Source organism: Bacillus massiliigorillae, assembly GCF_000380245.2.
Lineage (GTDB): Bacteria > Bacillota > Bacilli > Bacillales > DSM-1321 > Bacillus_AD > Bacillus_AD massiliigorillae.
In genome coordinates this window covers 3,053,224-3,071,994 of the sequence record NZ_HG428741.1, presented here as the reverse complement: position 1 = coordinate 3,071,994, position 18,771 = coordinate 3,053,224, and the positions used below count along the sequence as shown (strand labels likewise).

The 18,771-nt window shown below is 33.5% G+C and carries 12 protein-coding genes and 1 pseudogene; 9 read left to right on the top strand and 4 right to left on the bottom strand.

Annotated features, from left to right (window positions below):
- Positions 1-36 precede the first annotated feature (36 nt).
- Genes dltB through TX86_RS26310 form a run of 3 tightly spaced genes read right to left on the bottom strand, consistent with a single transcriptional unit; the run spans position 37 to position 2,927 of the window.
- Positions 37-1,215: a D-alanyl-lipoteichoic acid biosynthesis protein DltB gene (gene dltB / locus TX86_RS14205; RefSeq protein WP_042349430.1), complete on the bottom strand. Its 1,179-nt coding sequence runs from the start codon at positions 1,213-1,215 to the stop codon at positions 37-39.
- On the bottom strand, positions 1,212-2,759 hold the full coding sequence (gene dltA, locus TX86_RS14200; RefSeq protein ID WP_042349429.1) for a D-alanine--poly(phosphoribitol) ligase subunit DltA: 1,548 nt from the start codon (positions 2,757-2,759) through the stop codon (positions 1,212-1,214). Before dltA ends, dltB begins: the two co-directional genes overlap by 4 nt.
- A 21-nt stretch (positions 2,760-2,780) precedes the next feature.
- Positions 2,781-2,927, bottom strand: coding sequence for a teichoic acid D-Ala incorporation-associated protein DltX (locus TX86_RS26310; protein ID WP_081707663.1), 147 nt, complete (start codon positions 2,925-2,927; stop codon positions 2,781-2,783).
- Between the two features lie 273 nt (positions 2,928-3,200).
- On the opposite strand from TX86_RS26310, the gene TX86_RS14195 reads away from it, so the two are divergent.
- Positions 3,201-3,512 (top strand): CotD family spore coat protein, encoded by a 312-nt coding sequence (locus TX86_RS14195; RefSeq protein ID WP_052343679.1) that lies wholly within the window; start codon positions 3,201-3,203, stop codon positions 3,510-3,512.
- Positions 3,513-3,779: 267 nt separating this feature from the next.
- Here the strand turns inward: TX86_RS14195 and TX86_RS14190 are convergent, their stop codons facing one another.
- Positions 3,780-4,697 (bottom strand): LysR family transcriptional regulator, encoded by a 918-nt coding sequence (locus TX86_RS14190; RefSeq protein WP_042349428.1) that lies wholly within the window; start codon positions 4,695-4,697, stop codon positions 3,780-3,782.
- A gap of 141 nt (positions 4,698-4,838) precedes the next feature.
- Between TX86_RS14190 and TX86_RS14185 the strand changes: the two genes are divergently transcribed.
- The 8 genes and pseudogenes from TX86_RS14185 to TX86_RS14150 all read left to right on the top strand — a co-directional run bounded on the left by TX86_RS14185 (position 4,839) and on the right by TX86_RS14150 (position 18,674).
- The gene (locus TX86_RS14185; protein WP_042349427.1) at positions 4,839-6,149 is read left to right on the top strand and encodes an ArgE/DapE family deacylase; all 1,311 of its coding nucleotides are present in this window, start codon (positions 4,839-4,841) and stop codon (positions 6,147-6,149) included.
- A gap of 41 nt (positions 6,150-6,190) precedes the next feature.
- Entirely contained in the window at positions 6,191-7,534 is a 1,344-nt protein-coding gene (locus TX86_RS14180) for a flavin monoamine oxidase family protein (RefSeq protein WP_042349426.1), read from the top strand.
- Between the two features lie 226 nt (positions 7,535-7,760).
- The gene (locus TX86_RS14175; protein WP_052343678.1) at positions 7,761-8,429 is read left to right on the top strand and encodes a GNAT family N-acetyltransferase; all 669 of its coding nucleotides are present in this window, start codon (positions 7,761-7,763) and stop codon (positions 8,427-8,429) included.
- 2 nt (positions 8,430-8,431) lie between these two features.
- Positions 8,432-9,791: pseudogene (locus TX86_RS14170) on the top strand (APC family permease).
- A 360-nt stretch (positions 9,792-10,151) separates the two neighbouring features.
- On the top strand, positions 10,152-13,520 hold the full coding sequence (locus TX86_RS25810) for an S-layer homology domain-containing protein (protein ID WP_052343677.1): 3,369 nt from the start codon (positions 10,152-10,154) through the stop codon (positions 13,518-13,520).
- Between the two features lie 300 nt (positions 13,521-13,820).
- The gene (locus TX86_RS14160) at positions 13,821-15,017 is read left to right on the top strand and encodes an AI-2E family transporter (protein ID WP_042349425.1); all 1,197 of its coding nucleotides are present in this window, start codon (positions 13,821-13,823) and stop codon (positions 15,015-15,017) included.
- A 270-nt stretch (positions 15,018-15,287) separates the two neighbouring features.
- Positions 15,288-16,073 (top strand): enoyl-CoA hydratase-related protein, encoded by a 786-nt coding sequence (locus tag TX86_RS14155; protein WP_042349424.1) that lies wholly within the window; start codon positions 15,288-15,290, stop codon positions 16,071-16,073.
- Between the two features lie 342 nt (positions 16,074-16,415).
- The gene (locus TX86_RS14150; protein ID WP_042349423.1) at positions 16,416-18,674 is read left to right on the top strand and encodes a bifunctional diguanylate cyclase/phosphodiesterase; all 2,259 of its coding nucleotides are present in this window, start codon (positions 16,416-16,418) and stop codon (positions 18,672-18,674) included.
- Positions 18,675-18,771: the final 97 nt, after the last annotated feature.

Sequence of the window (18,771 nt, the reverse complement as noted above, 5' to 3'; positions counted from 1 at the left end):
GTTCTTTTAAGTTAAGCATTAATACGGTACGTACAATTAAAAATGTATTTTGTCTAGTATTCCTGAGAAAATCAGAAAGCCGAAGCAGACAAAGTGAAATGTTAGAACTACACCTATCACATAAGTTACCTTGTTTACGGGGTAGAATTTGCGTTTTTTATTCCATCGTTCAAACATGTCAAATGTAATGAAAAGGAATGCTTGGTATACACCATATAAGATATAGTACCAATGTAGGCCATGCCAAATTCCCATAATAAAAAAGTTAACAAAATATCCAATATAAGAAACAAGATATTTATTTTTAAACCATTTCTTTTTAGTAAGCCAGAATACTAGACGCATAAATATGTAGTCACGGAACCAAAATGAAAGACTCATATGCCAACGATTCCAGAATTCTTTAATATTACGACTCGCAAAAGGTTTATTAAAATTCATCGGAGTTTGAATTCCCATTAGGTAACTTACGCCAACAGCAAAAGCACTATAACCTGCAAAGTCGAAGAATAAGTACATACTATAGGTATACATATAGCCTACTAGACTCCAACCGAAGTAAATATGTTTTTCTAAATTAAACTCCATAATATTTAATAAATGATTTTGTATGACGTATGCGATGATAAACTTGTATAAGAATCCAAGGAAAATTAAGAAAATTCCTCTATTTATCATATCTACATATTTTTCACGATTAATAGGTGACTCGCTTTCTTTTTTGAAACGACGAAATCGGTCGATGGGTCCAGATGATAAAGTAGGAAAGAACAGTAAAAAATTCACAAAGTCCCACGAGTTATATTGTTTAATTAATCCATCTCTGATTTCCATAATCATTTGAGCAGCTTTAAATGTTAAATAAGATATTCCAAGAAATCCGAAAAGCGAAGTATGATTATCGATTAATGGTTGAATTTTAACAAGTAAGAGTGGAAATATGGATAGCAATATTGCTAAGACAAAAATTCCACCATGATTCTTCTTTTGTCTGTAATTAAAATATATTCTAATTAAAGATAATTGCCAAAAAACGAAAAAGATAAAGGCGATTCCTTGAACTGTATCTCCTGAAAACATAAAGAATAGAAAGACAAGCGTAATAAATGCATTATAGACTGGTATCCTTTTTCCCATTAAATTAGCAATAATTATAGGGGTAAGAAAAGCGATCAATACTACGAAATACAGTATTGATCCATAGGGTGTACTCATTTATTTACCTCACTATTTAGTTTCTTACGGTCAATCTTACTGTTTATAGTGAGCGGGAATTCTGTTTTATAAATCCACTTCCTTGGAATCATATAAGAAGGCATAGATTTTGCTAGTTCCTTTTTAATAGCTGCACTAAGTTGGTATTCTTTCTCAAAAGAATGCTCGTTTGGAATGACCATAGCAACAAGACTATCCACTTTTCCTTCGCGGATTTTTGGTATAACGACACCTGAATGAATATAACTTACTTCTTTTAAGTTATTCTCAATATCTTCTAATTCAATTCGATATCCATGAAGCTTTATCTGAAAGTCTAATCTTCCTTGGAAAAATAACATTTGATCCTGAATTAAACCACAATCCCCTGTTCTGTATGCTTGTGTATGGTTATATTTGAAAAACACCTCTTTTGTCTTCGTTGGGTTTTTTAAATATCCTTTTGATACAGAGGGACCAACGAGAATGGCTTCACCTTTTTCGCCTTCTGGAAGGAGGTTTCCTGTTTCATCTGTTATTAATAACAATGTGTCTTCCTTAATTCTCCCAAGTGGTAGGCTTGGATAGGTATTTATAATGTCTTCTGTTATGCGAACAGACGACACAGCAACTGTTGCTTCAGTTGGACCATATGTGTTGAAGATTTTTGCATTTGGAAAACGTTTCATTAATTCTTTAGCTGTATGTTTCGTTAATGTTTCTCCACAAAATAAAAAGTGTGTAATTTCTTTAGATTGAACCTCAGTAAAATTAGGATCCATTAAACATAAGTCAACAAAAGATGGGGTAGATACCCAAATATTAATGTTAAGCTCTGAAAGAGTTTTATAAAGATCCTTCATATTTTCACTAGTTGATTTATCTAAGGGAAGCAATGTCCCTCCAGATACAAGAGCAGGATAAAGGTCCATAACAGATAAGTCAAATGAAAAAGGTGCTTGATTTAAAAAACATTTTCCTTCAGTAATGTCAAAGTCTTGTAGAATCCAGTTTGTAAAGCTTACAAGATTGTTGTGACTAATTTGAACACCTTTAGGAGTACCAGTACTGCCAGAAGTGAAGATGATATAGTAGTTTTCTTCATCTTGTACATATGTGTTATTGGTTAAATTTTTTCCTAGATTTTCTTGAATAATAGTCAGTAATTCTTTATTTTGAATAATAGGCATATCATTGCTTATTATTTCACTAGGAAGTGCCTCCGTACAAATTACAAAAGCAGGTTCAGATGCATCGATAATATGTTTGATACGTTCCGTTGGCATAGAGATATCTACTGGAACATACGCATGACCGGCTTTTGAGCATGCCAAAAAAGAAACTAGCATATACGGAGACATATGCCCATAAACCACAATTGGCTGATTTTTAACCCTAGTTGTCACATTTGTTAATAGATAGTTTGCTAAAGCATCAGATTCTTTCTTTAATGTTGAATAGGTTAAGCTGTCATTTTTGTGAATATAACAAGGATGTTCGGGGGTTTTCAAAGCCCATTCATCGATTCTCTCAAGTATTGAGGTATTAAGAGTGAGTGTACTCATTCGATTAGTATCCTTTCTTTATTAAAATTCTTCATATATAAAGCCCGAATCGTTCGGCGTCTTGAAACCATAGAACCAGAGTAAACTAAGCAAAATAAAAAGATAAAAAGCGGTTTTATATGTAAAGATAGCCATTGGGTGATAAATGATTTGCTTTATACGAGACATTACCAATCTAACCTCCCTTTTCCTATTTTTGTTAACAATAAGGTATAGTATTTAAGTATAGTTTAAAAAACATTGTATGTTACTAATTTTATTGAAATTTAATAAATTGTTCAGTAAATTTTAAGAATTAAACACAATTTCATTTTTTTACAGGCCTCATCTATAAACAGAGCAAGCAGATATTTTAAATATTAATAAATACGTCTAGTACAAACCTATACTGTTTCACATAACTTGTATTGAAAGCTAAAAAATAAAAAGGTGGTTTTTAATATGGGTAAGGATTGTCATGGACATGGAGAGGAGTCAAGAAGAGAAGAAATTGTTACTTGTCCGACAGAGACTGAAGTAAGAACAAGAACTAAAGAAGTTATTGTTAAGCATATTCATCCTAAAGAAATAATCAATGTGCATCGTACTGTTATTAAAAATGAACATTGTTTTCCAGTTCATGAAAGGGATGTGCATGAGACAGTAGTTGAAGGAGAATCAGGATGTCACAGAAAGCATGAATGTGGTGAGAGTCGTGAATGTCACCATAGAAATAGATGCTGTAGATGTAGAAGGAACCTTTGGTTTTGGTAATTATAAAAAAGCATCCGTAATGGGTGCTTTTTTATATGCCAAAAATGATAAGAAAAACAATAAGAAATAAACTTATATATTTTCTTTTTGCATTAATTATAGGATTGATATTTTCTGCAAAAATCAAACTTAATAGACAATCATCTATCAAGTTTATAAAAAGAATATATTTCACTTTTTTATGAAAACAATTTAAGATAAAAAATATACAATTTTTACAAAAAGAAGCGGCACTATGATTTTTTAAGTAAGATGAGTATTTCAAAATCAATTTGTAAGGATGCTATCATTAAATTCTTTGGAAAATTGAATTACTTGTTGAATGAAATGCTCAGTGGCTGTACTTTTTATTCTATCCTTTAATGTAATGAGTTCTAGGCTTGATTGCAAATTAGGAGATTGTATTTCTTTAAAAGCTGGCATTCCTTCGATAAATGGGAGCAGCATATAGGATTTTGGCAAAAACGTTACGCCGACACCTTTGCTAGCTAGTATCATCATAGGAAGGCCTTGTGTTCCCCAATATTTTACTTTAGGCGTAAATCCTGATTGTTTACACATTTTGAGGATGTAATCTGATAGACCAGAACCTGTAGTTGTTGTATTCAGGAGGAAATCTTCTTCAGCAAAGTCTTTAAGCTGTAAATATTTCTTTTTTACGAAAGGATGATCACGGTGCAAACATGCTACTATTGGTTCGGTCACAATAGAGTATGTTTCAAAAATATCATCTGAAAAGCTGGTCCGAACAATAGCTGCATCAAGCTGATTAGAAAGTAATTGCTCTGCAATAAATTTAGTATTCCCCTCAATGACACGGACAGTAATATGTGGAGCGTTTTTATGAAGTGTCTCAACGATTCTTGGAATAACAGTTAAATTTGCTGCTGTTGAACAACCTACTTTTATTTCACCACGAATACCTTTTGAAGCTTCGTCTAATTCAACTAGCATATTATCAACTGCTGCAATGATATGTTTGGATCTTTTGTATAATAAATCCCCTGCATTAGTTAGTATTAGCCGTTTCTTTTCTCTTTTAAAAAGCAAGACACCTAACTCATCTTCAAGTTTTTTAATCATGATGCTTAAGGATGGTTGAGAAATATTTAACTTTTGCGCACCGGCGGAAACTCCTTGTTCTTCTACAACCGTTGCAAAATATCGAAGACGATTAATATCCATAGTTAGAATGGCTCCTTTCAAACATACTGACATTTTATAAGAGAGCATTTCTCTTTTTAATTTACTGATTTTTCGGAAATTAAATTAGGGTAATTATAACATTTTATCAAAGTATTTTTTAGAAAAATAGGTGGTGATGGTATGAATACTTATCAACAACAAATAGACGAGTATATTGAAGCAAATAAAGATCAATTAGTTCGACACATACAGGAAGTTGTGAAAATAGAGAGTGTAATTGGCAATGAGAAAAAAATGCAAGAATACATGGAGAGAATATATGAAGAAATTGGATTGGAAGTAAAGGAAGTGATACCTGATTATCGCAAACTGACAGCGCATGAAGCGTTTGTTGATTCAGGAATATCATTTGAGAATCGTAAAAATATTATCGGATTGTATAAAGGGAAAGGTGACGGCAAATCTTTGACTTTGCATGGTCATGTCGATGTTGTTTCACCAAATCCTCTAGAAAAGTGGACCAAATCGCCTTGGGATGGAGAGATAGAAGGGACTAAACTTTATGGTCGTGGCTCAGCGGATATGAAAGCAGGATTGATTTCAAACTGGTTTGCTTTAAAAACTTTAGTAGATTTAGGTATTCAATTGCAAGGAACTGTCCAACTTCATAGTGTTATTGAAGAGGAAGCAGGTGGTGGTGGCGGTGCACTAGCATGTTTAGAGGACGGCTATGTAACAGATGGTTTTATTTCAACAGAGCCACACAACTTAAATGTAACAGTAGCCCATGCTGGGATTATGTATTTCAGAGTAAAGGTAGTTGGGAAGACAGCCCATGCGGGATTGGCACATGAGGGTGTAAATGCTATAGGCAAAATGTATAAGATTTATCATGCACTTGAAGAATTAGGAAGAAAAAGAGCAAAAGAAATACAATTCGATTTATTTAATAAAGGATCAGGTCAATCGGTTCATTTAAATCCAGGGACACTTCACGCTGGAGATTGGGTGTCAAATGTTGCAGGACATGCAGTCTTGGAGTGCCGTATCGGGTTTATTCCAGGGGAGGATAGAAACAGTATTAAAAAGCTAATCTATGAAACAATTGCTAGAGTAGCGAATGAGGATGAGTGGTTGAAAGAGAATGTGCCAAAAATTGAATGGTTTGGTTGGTCGACAGAGCCTTGGTACCAAGATCCGAAGCACGAATTTGTAGCATCATTTCTTCAGACTGCTTCTACCATTTTGGGGGAAAAAGTAGAGATTATAGGTCGGGCTTCTGGAAATGATGCCCGCTTTACCCAATATTACAACAAGCCTGGAATATGCTTCGGTCCTACAGGTGGGAACATACATGGTCCTGATGAATTTGTTGAATTGGATAGTGTAGTTAAAGTGACAAAAGTATTGGCTAACTACATTATTGAATGGACTAGTCTTCATAACACTGTAAATAGAAAGCAGGAGCAATATGAAAGTACGAGTTCTTAAGTAGAAATTTAATTATTGCGAAAAAAACGGGGGTATAGAGGATGATTAACCATAATGATTCAAAAAACTATGATGCCATTATTGTCGGAGCGGGATTTGCGGGATTAGTTGCAGCACGTGAACTTGAGATGTTAGGACATCGTGTACTTGTACTAGAAGGTCGAGATCGTTTAGGTGGACGTACGTGGACTGACCGTAGATTAGGACTAGATCTTGAAATGGGTGGAACTTATGTACATTGGTACCAGCCGCATATATGGACTGAGATTACACGTTACGGTCTTGATATATATCGGATTCCTTCAGCAAAGAAGGCATATTGGATTACCGGTGGAAAATTGCGATCTGGAGCTCCACAAGAGCTAAACGCAATTGTAAAAGGGAGCTTCGAGCGTTTAATGGAGGAAGCGAAAAATCATCTTCCTTTTCCTTACCGTCCTTTACAATCTTCTTCGTTACAAGAATTAGATGGAACAACCGCTATTGAGTATTTAGAAAAATTTGATCTGACAAATGAAGAATATGATTTTTTAAGTAGTTTGCTAGCAACAGATTTCAATGGGCCGCCAGAAGAGGGAGCTATAACACAAATGTTTCGATGGTGGATATTCTCTAACGGCAATCGTTATGTTTTTGCTGATACAGTTGCATCTTTCAAACTTAAGACAGGAACCAGTTCACTTATTAATAGCATTGCTTCCGATATTGATTCAGAAATCCGATTATCTACAACTGTCACATCTATTGAACAGAAAGCTGGAATTGTTACGGTGCATACGAATAATGGTCAAGCTCTTCAAGCGAAATCAGTAATCGTCACCGTTCCTTTAAGTACATTAGATAAAATCGATTTTAAACCAACGTTGTCAAAAGATAAACAAGCTTTTGTGAAGGAAAAACAAGTATCAAAAGGTGTAAAAGTTTGGGCTCGAGTAAAAGGAGAGATAGAGCCTTTTGTAGGTTATGCACCAGCTGAGTATTCTCTTAGTTCAGCTCATTTGGAAACTACAGTTGAGGGAGATAGTATTGTGGTTGGTTTTGGTCCCGATGCCGAACGTTTAGATCCTAATGATCGATACGCAGTAGAAAAGGCATTGCGATTGTGGCTTTCTGATATAGAAGTTGTAGAAAGTACTGGTCATAATTGGACCGCGGATGAGTTTTCGTTAGAATCGTGGACTATGCTGAAGCCGAATCAATTAAGCTCTTATTCTGAGGAAATGAAACGCCCTGAAAACGGTGTGTTCTTAGCGGGTACAGCGTATGCAAATGGTTGGGGAGGTTTTATTGACGGAGCTATTGAAAGCGGTATCACTACTAGTAGAAAAGTACATAAATATCTTGGTGTCAATAAAAGAAATCAGTCCTACCATTTGCAGAGTTAGTAAACTGAATATTTGTCACTTAATTTATCCTATTCAAACTAGCACTAAATCTCACACTTTATAATGCAGAAGTAACAAAGTGGTTTAAGTGAGAGGTTTAGTGAAAGCTAAGAACTCGATTGGTTTAACTAACAGTAAGTGGGATATAAATGAAGCCCTTCCGTTGATTAAAGTTTCACTTTATATGTTATTAGAACACAATTCATTAGATAGGGGATGAAACCTTATGGTAAAAGATCAGTGTAAATTAGAAGAGGAGATTACCATTCATGCTATTAGGCATGAAGATATAGATAAGGTCGTTGAGTTGTCTCAAATCGTATATGATCCAAGAATAGCATATAGACGGGAGCATTTAGAGAGTCAATTGGACATTTTTCCTGAAGGGCAAGCTTGTATCAAGTATAAAGATGAAATTATGGGATCTTGCTCAAGTTTAATTGTGAATTTTGATAACTATAGAGAAGGACACTCATTTTATGAAATATCAGATGGAGGATTTATCCGAAATCACAATCCAAATGGGGTACATTTATATGGAATTGACGTTACTGTCCATCCTGATTATCGAAAGATGAAACTTGGTCGAAGATTGTATGAAATACGCAAAAATATTTGCCGGAAATTTAATTTAAAAAGCATTATGATAGGTGGAAGAGTTCCTTATTATCATAAATATGCTGACGAAATGCTTATAAATGAATACATTGAACAGGTTACTCTTAAAAATATTTTTGATCCTGTCATCACATTCCAATTGAGTAATGGTTTTGTTGTAAAAAAAATAATGAACAACTATATCCCTGAAGACGAAGAATCCTTAAAATATGGAATTTTGATGGAGTGGGAGAATGACCTCTACATTCCAAAAGATAACCAGAGAGCGAGGGGTTAAAAATGGGAGCAGGAGAGATAACATTAAAACGAGAATTAAAGTTACGACATATTTTATTTCTTGGGCTTGCGTATATGTCACCATTTGCTATTTTTGATACATTTGGGATTATTTCTGAATTAACGAATGGTCATGTTCCCGCCTCATATATACTTGTTATGATTGCTGTGTTATTTACAGTATATAGCTATATTAAAATGGCGAAGATTTTTCCATCATCCGGTTCGGCCTATACCTACACGAGAAAAACGATGAATTCAAGCCTCGGTTTCTTAGTAGGATGGGCAGTTTTACTTGATTATCTGTTCCTCCCAATGATTAACGCACTGTTTGTGAATATTTACCTCTCTGCTGTATTCCCTACTGTACCTCCATGGGTCTGGATACTTGGAATGATTACTTTAATTACAATATTAAATATCGCTGGTGTAAAGGTTGCCGTTTCCGCTAATATCTTAATGGTTGTTTTTCAGACATTGGTTGCGGTTATTTTCGTCATTTTGACTGCCCACGCTATTCTTACAGGAGATACTAGGGGCTTTTCTTTTCATCCTTTTTATTCTGAAACGATGAACTTCTCTTCCGTATTTGCTGGAGCATCCATTTTGGTGTTATCCTTTCTTGGATTTGATGCTGTTACAACATTGTCAGAAGAAGCAGTCAATCCGAAAAAAGATATTCCAAGAGCTATCTTCTTAGTTGCTTTTCTTGGAGGTATTTTCTTTTTTAACCGTTTCGTATTTTATGCAGAGCTTGTTTCCTAGCCTGGCTTCACTTAAAGAAGTTTCCCAGGATATAACTAGTGCTTCACCTAATATCGCTCTTTATATAGGTGGAAATTTATTTCAGGCAATATTTCTTTCGGGGGCACTCACAGCCTGTATTGCATCTGGATTGGCTGCACAAACAAGTGCATCTCGCTTATTATATGCGATGGGGAGAGACGGGATTTTATTTAAGAAGGCATTTTCCTATATACATCCGCGAATGAAAACACCGGTTTTTAATCTTATTCTAACTGCGATTCTTGCAGCTTCTGGTTTATTTATTAGCTTATATACAGCAACATCTCTCATTAATTTTGGGGCATTTACTTCTTTTGCATTTGTAAATCTTTCCGTCATCTTTTACTATTTCAGGAAAGAGAAAAGTCATACAATAACCTCAATAATAGGCTATGTAGTAATTCCTATTATTGGATTTATATTCAATGGCTACTTATGGTTTAAACTAGATCACTCAGCTATGATGATTGGATTAGTTTGGATGGCAATTGGATTAACTTTTCTATTATATGTAACTAAATTTTTTACAAAAGCTCCACCTGAATTTCACTTTGATGAATCAGTGGCTGGTCATTGATATGAATTAACTATACAAGATATATGAAGTTGTAACACCAATTGATATTGGTTTAATAAGTTAATAAGGAAAAAGAAATGAAGGACGCCCTAAAAGTGATAAAACTCACTTTTAGGGCGTCTTTTATTTTTTATTGTAAGGAATTGAAAGTGTTTAAATACTATTTGGAACCTTTCAATTAATGGCAATTGTTACAGTAATACATCTATAAAGAACTTCAAAAATTTGGTGATATACTTTTGAAGGCGGTTTCATAAGAAATCCTTAATTCGGAGGAGGGATTTTAATAGAGAAGTTCTCATCAAGTTGGAATTAGGTAATTAGACTAATAGAGTGAATTATTAATAGAAGAGGTATGATATGAGGAAAACTTTTATAGCAATATTAATTGCAATCCTAATATTACCCAATACAAGTGGATTAATAGCTTATGCACTTGAGAGCGGAGAGAACGATGTCAATAATTCCAATCATAGGGTCAATATAACTGTTCAAAACATTCCGGAAAATATAAAAAATCTTAAATTATTAGTAGAAGGTACAAGTGGAAATCGTTATTTGTTGAGGAAAGAAACAAAGGGTTTAAATACAACTAGTGTAGAAGCATATTTACCACCAGATCTATATCGTATAAGAGTGATTGGATATAACGGAGGAGTAACACTTCCAAATGTCAAAATGGGTGGAGAAATAAAAAGTCTAGTTGTATCTGAAGAAGGTACAACAAATGGAGAAGTATCATTAGAAGAAATCAACATCGAATTAAATGCTTCTACACCAAAGGAAGTAGAAGTCGGGTCAAAGCTAACTATCAAAATGGATATATATGACCCAGCGAATTTCTTAGATCGTGCATCTCAAGGAAGACTATGGTGGAATGAGGGCAAAGGAAATAAACAAATTTGGGGTAAAATTAGCAAAGTAGAAGATAAAAAATATCAATTTGCTATTGATGTAGAAGCACCAGTTCAAGCAGGAAAGGTAACATATTATTTTTCAGAGCATAATTCCCTGTTTAAAAACCCCGAAGGAAATGAAACACCTTACCTAACTAGTCCCGATTTTGAATTAGCTGTAAAAGAAAAGCAACCTAATACGAAAATAACAGTTGAAAATATCCCTACAACTATTAAAAACCTCAAGCTTTTAGTAGAAGGAAGTAAAGGGAAGAGCTATTTGTTGAGAGAAGAGACAAATGGTTTAAAAACAACTAATGTAGAAGTGAATTTACCATCTGATGAATACCGCATAAGAGTGATTGGATATAACGGAGGAGTAACATTTCCAAATGTCAAAATGGGTGGAGAAATAAAAAGTCTAGTTGTATCTGAAGAAGGTATAACAAATGGAGAAGTATCATTAGAACCAATGGAAGTAGAATTAAATGCGTCTACACCAGCAAAAGTAAAAGTTGGTTCGAAGCTAACTATTAAAATGGATATATATGACCCAGCGAATTTCTTGGATCGTGTATCGCAAGGTAGACTTTGGTGGAATGAAGGAAATGGTACGAAACAAACCTTAGGGAAGGTTTCCAAGTTAGAGGATCATAAGTATGAATTTACAATAGATGTTACTGCTCCGGTTCAACCAAATACAGCAACATACTATTTTTCAGAACACAATTCTTTATTCAAAAATCCTGAAGGAAATGAGGCTCCTTTCTTAACGAGCGAAACTTATGAAGTTGAAATTGGAGATGTTAATTCTTTTCTGAAGGTAAATGATATAAGTCAGATTGATACGAAGGTGACTGGGGAATCTCAAGTTTCATCGACGGTTTATGTGAAAATAAATGATGATTTATATCAATCAGCTGTAGTGAATGATGGCAGTTTTAGTGTTGAGATTCCAAGTCAAAGCCCAGGTACCTTAATAGAAGTATGGGCTAAAGATGAGCATGGTCAAAAAAGTGACGTGAAGATACTGACTGTTAAGGATGTTATACCTCCTCATGCACCTGTTGTAAATGAAGTAAGTGATCAAGATACAGTTATCACAGGTATGGCTGAAGAAGGAGCATCCGTGTCTGTCAAGGTAGCTACTGAAGAGATAGGTTTAGGGAAAGTTAATGAAAATGATCAATTCAGTATAAAAATTCCTGTACAAAAAGCTGGTACGGAGATAATCATTACCGCAACTGATGAGGCCGGAAATGAAAGTGAGCCTAGTGCGGTAATCGTTATAGATGTAACAGCTCCAATTGTCACAGGAATAGCCAATCAAAGTATCTACAATACATCAGTAACAATCGAATTTAATGAAGGCGTAGCGACATTGAATGGTAAAAAGTTTGAATCAGGAACAAAAGTAGTAGAAGAAGGTAGTTATGAATTAAACGTTGTTGATCAAGCAGGGAATACAACAATAGTTCATTTTGAAATTGACAAAACATCCCCAGAAATAACAGGTGTTGCGAATCAGGGTGTTTATAATACTTCAGTAACTATTCAATTTAATGAAGGCAAAGCAACATTGAATAGAGGAAGTATTGAAACAGGAACTGAAGTTGAAACGGAAGGTAAATATGAGCTAATCGTAACGGATAAAGCCGGAAACGTAACAACAGTGAACTTTGAAATTGACAAAACATCCCCAGAAATAACAGGTGTTGCGAATCAAGGTGTTTATAATACTTCAGTAACCATTCAATTTAATGAAGGCAAAGCAACATTGAATGGAGAAAGTATTGAAACAGGAACTGAAGTTGAAGCAGAAGGTAAATACGAGTTAATCGTAACAGATAAAGCCGGAAACGTGACAACAGTGTATTTTGATATGGATAAAACAGCGCCAAAGGTAACAGGAGTAACAGACAAAGGCATTTATAATAAATCTGTTACTATTGCATTCAATGAAGGCGAAGCAACATTGAATGGCAAAGAAATTGCAAATGGGTCAACCGTTGAAAAAGAAGGTACTTATCAATTAATCGTTACAGATGCTGCAGGAAATAAAACAACAATGAGCTTTGAAATAGACAAAACAGCACCAGAAGTAACTGGTGTTACAAATCAAGGTGTTTATGAGACAACTGTAACAATTGGCTTCAACGAAGGCGAAGCAACATTGAATGGTGAACTAATTCAAAACGGAACAGAATTGAAACAAGAAGGGCAGTACCAATTAATTGTTACAGATTTTGCAGGTAATCAAACTGTAGTGAACTTTACCATTAAGAAAAAAGAATCTATTGTTATTTCTTTTCCAGATGTATCAGAACAGTATACTTTTTATAAGGAGATTAACTTTTTGGTAAGTAGATCCGTTATTTCAGGTTATGCGGATGGTACATTTAAACCTGGGAAAAGTGTAACACGTGCAGAGGCAGCAATTATGATTGGTAGAGCGTTAGGTTTGGACGGAACAAAACGTAATACTAGTTTTTCAGACGTGGGTGCAGCAAGTGTTGCTTCTGGTTATATTCAGTCTGCAGTAGAAGCTGGTATTATTAATGGATTTCCAGATGGAACATATAGGCCAAATGAGTCTGTTACGAGAGGACAATTAGCAATCTTTTTGTCTCGTGCATTCAATCTAACAGATACAGCACCTGTTAACTTTAGTGACGTTTCAAAAAATTCAGTTGCATATGAATATATTGGCCGATTAGTAGCGGCTAATATTACTATGGGTTATGGTGATAATACTTTTAGACCAAATGATGCTGTAACAAGAGGTCAATTCTCTGCATTTTTAACTCGTGCTATACAATATGTAGAGCGCTAATAATAGTAAAAAAAAGTCACATGGGGACAATTTCTATGTGACTTTTCAATATATATAAGTCTGAAAAGTGTAAGAGTACTAATTGTAATAATCGGAATACTTCTAATTATGTTTGGTGGAATTAGTGATTGGGAAAATGTATAGATACATGAAACACAAATTTTAATTACTGCTACGTTTAGAGTTATAATGTTTTAAGAGAATCATCAAGAGGCATTATATATGTAAATAATCCTCATAGTAAAATTTCTACAACATTAGATTTTCTTATAAGTTCGTACATATAGAAAGGGATATATCATGGAATTAAATAAACATAATATAAAAAGAATTTTATTGATTATTGCACTATCTATTCTTATGTTTCTTGGATTACAAAATTTTGGTTATATACTTACATATATGAGTGTTATTTTAAACTTAATAGCTCCTTTAATTATTGGGCTTTGTCTTGCTTTTATATTGAATGTTCTTTTGAAAATTATTGAGGAGCGGCTTTTCAAGAAATTAAATGAAAAAAATTATAAGCTATGGAACAAGATCAAAAGACCTGTTTGTATTTTATTATCTGTTGGCATCATTGCAGGTGTTATCTTCGTATTAATGTTCCAAATTATTCCGGAGCTTAAGAAAACATTTGCTAGTTTAGCGGATCAAATTCCCATCTATTTAGATCAGGTCCAAATTTGGGCTGATAAATTGGCAGCATTTTTAAATATCCCTAGTATTTCATTCAAAGATATCGATATTGATTGGGACTCATTAGGTAAAAAAGTAACGACATTTTTACAAAATGATAATATTAATTTTTTAAGTAGAACTAAGAATATTACCACATCTATTGTTAGTGGTGTCATTCATTTTTTAGTAGGGATTGTATTTTCAATCTATATTCTTTCACAAAAAGAAAAGCTTTGTAGCCAGGCAAAAAGGATTTTATACGCATTTCTTCCAAATAAAAACGCTGAGTATATAATTTCAGTAACAGAGCTTTCTAATAGAATATTTTCTCGTTTTGTTACAGGACAATTTTTAGAGGCTATCATTATTGGTGTGCTCTGCTTTATTGGTATGACTATTTTATCTATGCCATATAGCGTCATGATTTCCTTTTTAGTTGGAATGACGGCTTTAATTCCAATTTTCGGGGCGTTTATTGGGACAGCTATCGGAGCATTTCTCATATTGATGGTTGAGCCGATGCAAGCTCTCTGGTTTATTATATTTATTATCGTACTACAACGTATTGATGGATATTTTATTTATCCTAAAGTAGTTGGAAATTCAGTTGGTTTACCAAGTATGTGGGTTTTATTTGCTGTTCTAGTAGGTGGAAGTGCTTTTGGTATTATAGGTATGTTAATAGGTGTACCTGTATTCTCAGTTATTTATTGTTTATTGCAGCAAGGAGTAGCGAATCGTTTGAAAAAGAAAGGTCTTACTGCAGCTGAAATAGAAAAGAAATCATTGGAAACAAATGCTGATAGTAGCCAATAATATATGAAGTAAAGATATATTCCTTGCAAAGTCACATAGAGAGCCTTCTCTATGTGACTTTTTCTATATGATGAAAAAAACCGATAATGACTTTCTACAACACTTAAAAAAGTGCAAGAAGAGAGAGGATACTTTCCTAAATGTAGTTGAATAAATATCATTATTTTACAAATTAAGTTAAAATAATGATAAGGGTTAATTTCAGAAAGTTCTAAAAATAATTCGCTTCAGTAAATAACTCATAGTATCAACTTTACGAGGAGTGATAGTGTGGAATTTTTATCAGTTAGAAAAAATGAAGAAATAGCATACATTACATTGGAGAATCCGAAAGAATTTAACTCATTATCGTTACAGCTGTTGCAAGAATTAAATAGTGCCTTGCGAGAGATTGGTGATAAAAGAGAATGCAAGGTTGTTGTAATTGAAGGATCAACGAAGGCTTTTTGTGCGGGGCATAGTCTGAAAGAAATTGAAACAAACTCTGAATTAGGTGTTGCAGAAGTATTTCAAACATGTCAGGTCGTTATGCGAACGATTCGAGAAATCCCACAGATTGTCATTTCGAAAGTTCAAGGTGTAGCTGTAGCAGCAGGGTGTCAGCTAGTAGCAGCTTGTGATTTAGCCGTTGCAAGTGAAAATGCAAAATTCGGTGTGCCTGGTATTAATAGTGGGTTATTCTGTAGTACTCCAGCGGTTTTCTTAAGTAGAAATATCGGAAGAAAGAAAGCGGCGGAATTATTATTCACTGGGAATTTAATGCCTGCGCAAGAAGCATTAGAAAACGGTCTAGTTAATAAAGTTGTTCCAGTAGAAATATTAGATGAAGAAACGGAAAAATTAGCGAAGGATGTAACAAAACAAAGCTTAAATATTATCGAAATTGGTAAGAGACAATTTTATCAACAGTTACATATGGAAGATTTCCAGGCGCTAAATTATGCTACGGAAGTTATTGTTCGTAATTCTAAACATCCTGATGCTGTTGAAGGTATTCGTTCATTTTTTGAAAAAAGAAAACCTGTTTGGGATGATAAGCCAAAAGCGGAAGTATAATAATAAAGTAATTGCTTATATAATACAGACTGAAACCCACTCCTATAGAGTGGGTTTCAGTCTGTATTACTATTTTTACTCCGGTTCAAGTTTTTCTCGATTATAACTCTTGTATGAGTTCTTGGTTCTACATTTTTTTTGTAGAAATTCCATCTTCCTCATACATTGTTTCAATTATTAAAATGACGTTTGAAAATAATTTGAATAAGGGTATATAAACTATTATTTTGTTTTTTTGTTCATAAAAATATGATTTTTTTTAAATGATAAATCCTTTAAGTTCGTGTTTCTAAAATGTTATATATCTACGACTAATTATAAGAGTAGAAGAGAGGACTCATAATGTTTATGAAAATCAACAGACGTAATCTTGTAATTATCTTCGCAGTGCTTTCCATTCTTCTTGTTGTTTGTATAACGTATTATTTATTCACTAAAGACCTTAAAGAAAAATTTTCTGAAGAGACTAGTACTTATTTGGGAGAAATAGCAAATCAAAGTGTGGTTGCACTTCAAAATCAAATTAATGGCGAGATTCGAACGATGAAGGATATTTCCTCTTTTATAGGAAAAAATGAAACAATTAATCGAGCTGAAATCATGCCTATATTAACAAAAATCAGTGAAAATAATCATTTTAAGCGGATGGGAATTATCTTACCTAATGGAAAAGCCTATACCACCGATCAGCATGAGATAAATTTAGCGGACAGAGCCTATTTTAAAAATGCTTTAAATGGCCAAGCCTCTATATCTGACACAATAGTAGATAAAATAGATGGAAAAAAGGTTCATGTATACTCTGCGCCGATATATCACGAAGATAAAATTATTGGTGTCGTATTTGCCGCACACAAAGTGGATATATACCAAAAAATATTATCCATCTCAACTTTTAATAATGAAGGTCATTCATTTATTGCAAAAAGCAATGGTGACCTCTTAATTAAATCAACGCATCCAAATAGGAATATACATTTAAACAATCTAGCTGAGTTAACGGATATTGAAGGTTTAGATACGGTTAACAAGGAAGCATCAGCACAAGATAGCATTCACAACATGGGCCTTATGAAAAAAGGTACGGTAAAGATCATTTCAGATAAAAATAATTCCGAGTATGTGAATTATACACCTTTAAATATAAATGATTGGTATTTAATTTCTTTTGTACCAGTCAAGACGATTTCTGAAAAAACAACTTATATTACACAAAATCTTCTGTTCATCTATTCAATTATTATTGGTGTTTATTCATCGTTGTTAATATACGTGATTTTTACACAAAAAAAGAATAAAAAAGAGCTATCTACACTTGCGTATGTTGATACTTTAACTGGCGCACGTAATATTAATAAATTTTATATGGATGCTCAAAAATTGTTATGTGAAAATAAACACTTAAATTATTCGATTATGCAATTTGATATTGATAAGTTTAAATTTATTAATGATATGTACGGCTTCGAAAAAGGAAATACTATTTTGAAATATATTGCTAGTACACTAGAAGAAAATCTTACTAGTAAAGAAATTTATGCTAGAATTCAGCCTGACCATTTCGTTGTTTTATTAACTTATGAAGATGAGGACCACTTGCTTGATAAAATAAAAGAGATATATGGTAAGATATGTCGGATTGATGAGGGTAATCAAAATCCGTTCAATTTAATTTTTTCTTGTGGTATTTATGTGGTGGATGATCGATCACTTGAAATATCTGCAATGATAGACAGAGCTAATATTGCTCGAAAAACAATTAAGGGACATCATCAAAGTTCGTATGCGTTTTATGATAATAAAATAAGAGAAAAATATGTAGAAGAAAAAGAAATTGAGAATATAATGTATGCGGCATTACATAACAAAGAATTTGTTATATATTTACAGCCGAAGTATGAATTAAAGGAGAATACAATTATAGGTGCAGAAGCTCTTGTACGTTGGCAACATCCTGAAAAAGGATTAATTCCTCCTATTAAATTCATTCCACTTTTTGAGAGAAATGGTTTTATTGTCGATCTAGATTATTATGTTTTTGAGGAGACTTGTAGAACGATTAGGAGATGGTTGGATGAAGGAATTACACCTGTTCCTGTATCAGTCAATATGTCACGTTTACATTTATTAGAGTCTAACTTTGTAAAAGTATTACATGATATTACGCGTAAATATCAGGTTCCAGCTAGTTTAATTGAAATTGAATTAACAGAAAATATCTTTTTTGATAATCCGGATACGATTTTAACTATAATGCAAGAACTGCAAAAGTTTGGTTTTTTAATTTCATTAGATGACTTTGGTACGGGCTATTCATCGCTAAACTTATTGAAAGATGTACCTGTAGATGTATTGAAACTAGATCGTGTATTTTTCACGCAATCTAATGAAATTGAACGTGGAGAAAAAGTAGTTTCGGGAGTAGTAACTATGGCAAAAGATCTTGCTATAAAGATTGTATCTGAAGGTGTAGAAACAGAGGAGCAAGTATCATTTTTGAAACAAATTGGTTGTGATATGGCTCAAGGATTTTACTTTGCTAAACCAATGCCAATTAAAGAATTTGAAGAACTGACATATAAAAATGGATTAAAAAAATAAAGATATTTGCTGAAAGAAATAAAAAATAAATGACCAGTTGGCACAGACAGTATACTGCAACAACTGGTTGCTTGATTTTCGCATAATCATTTACTTC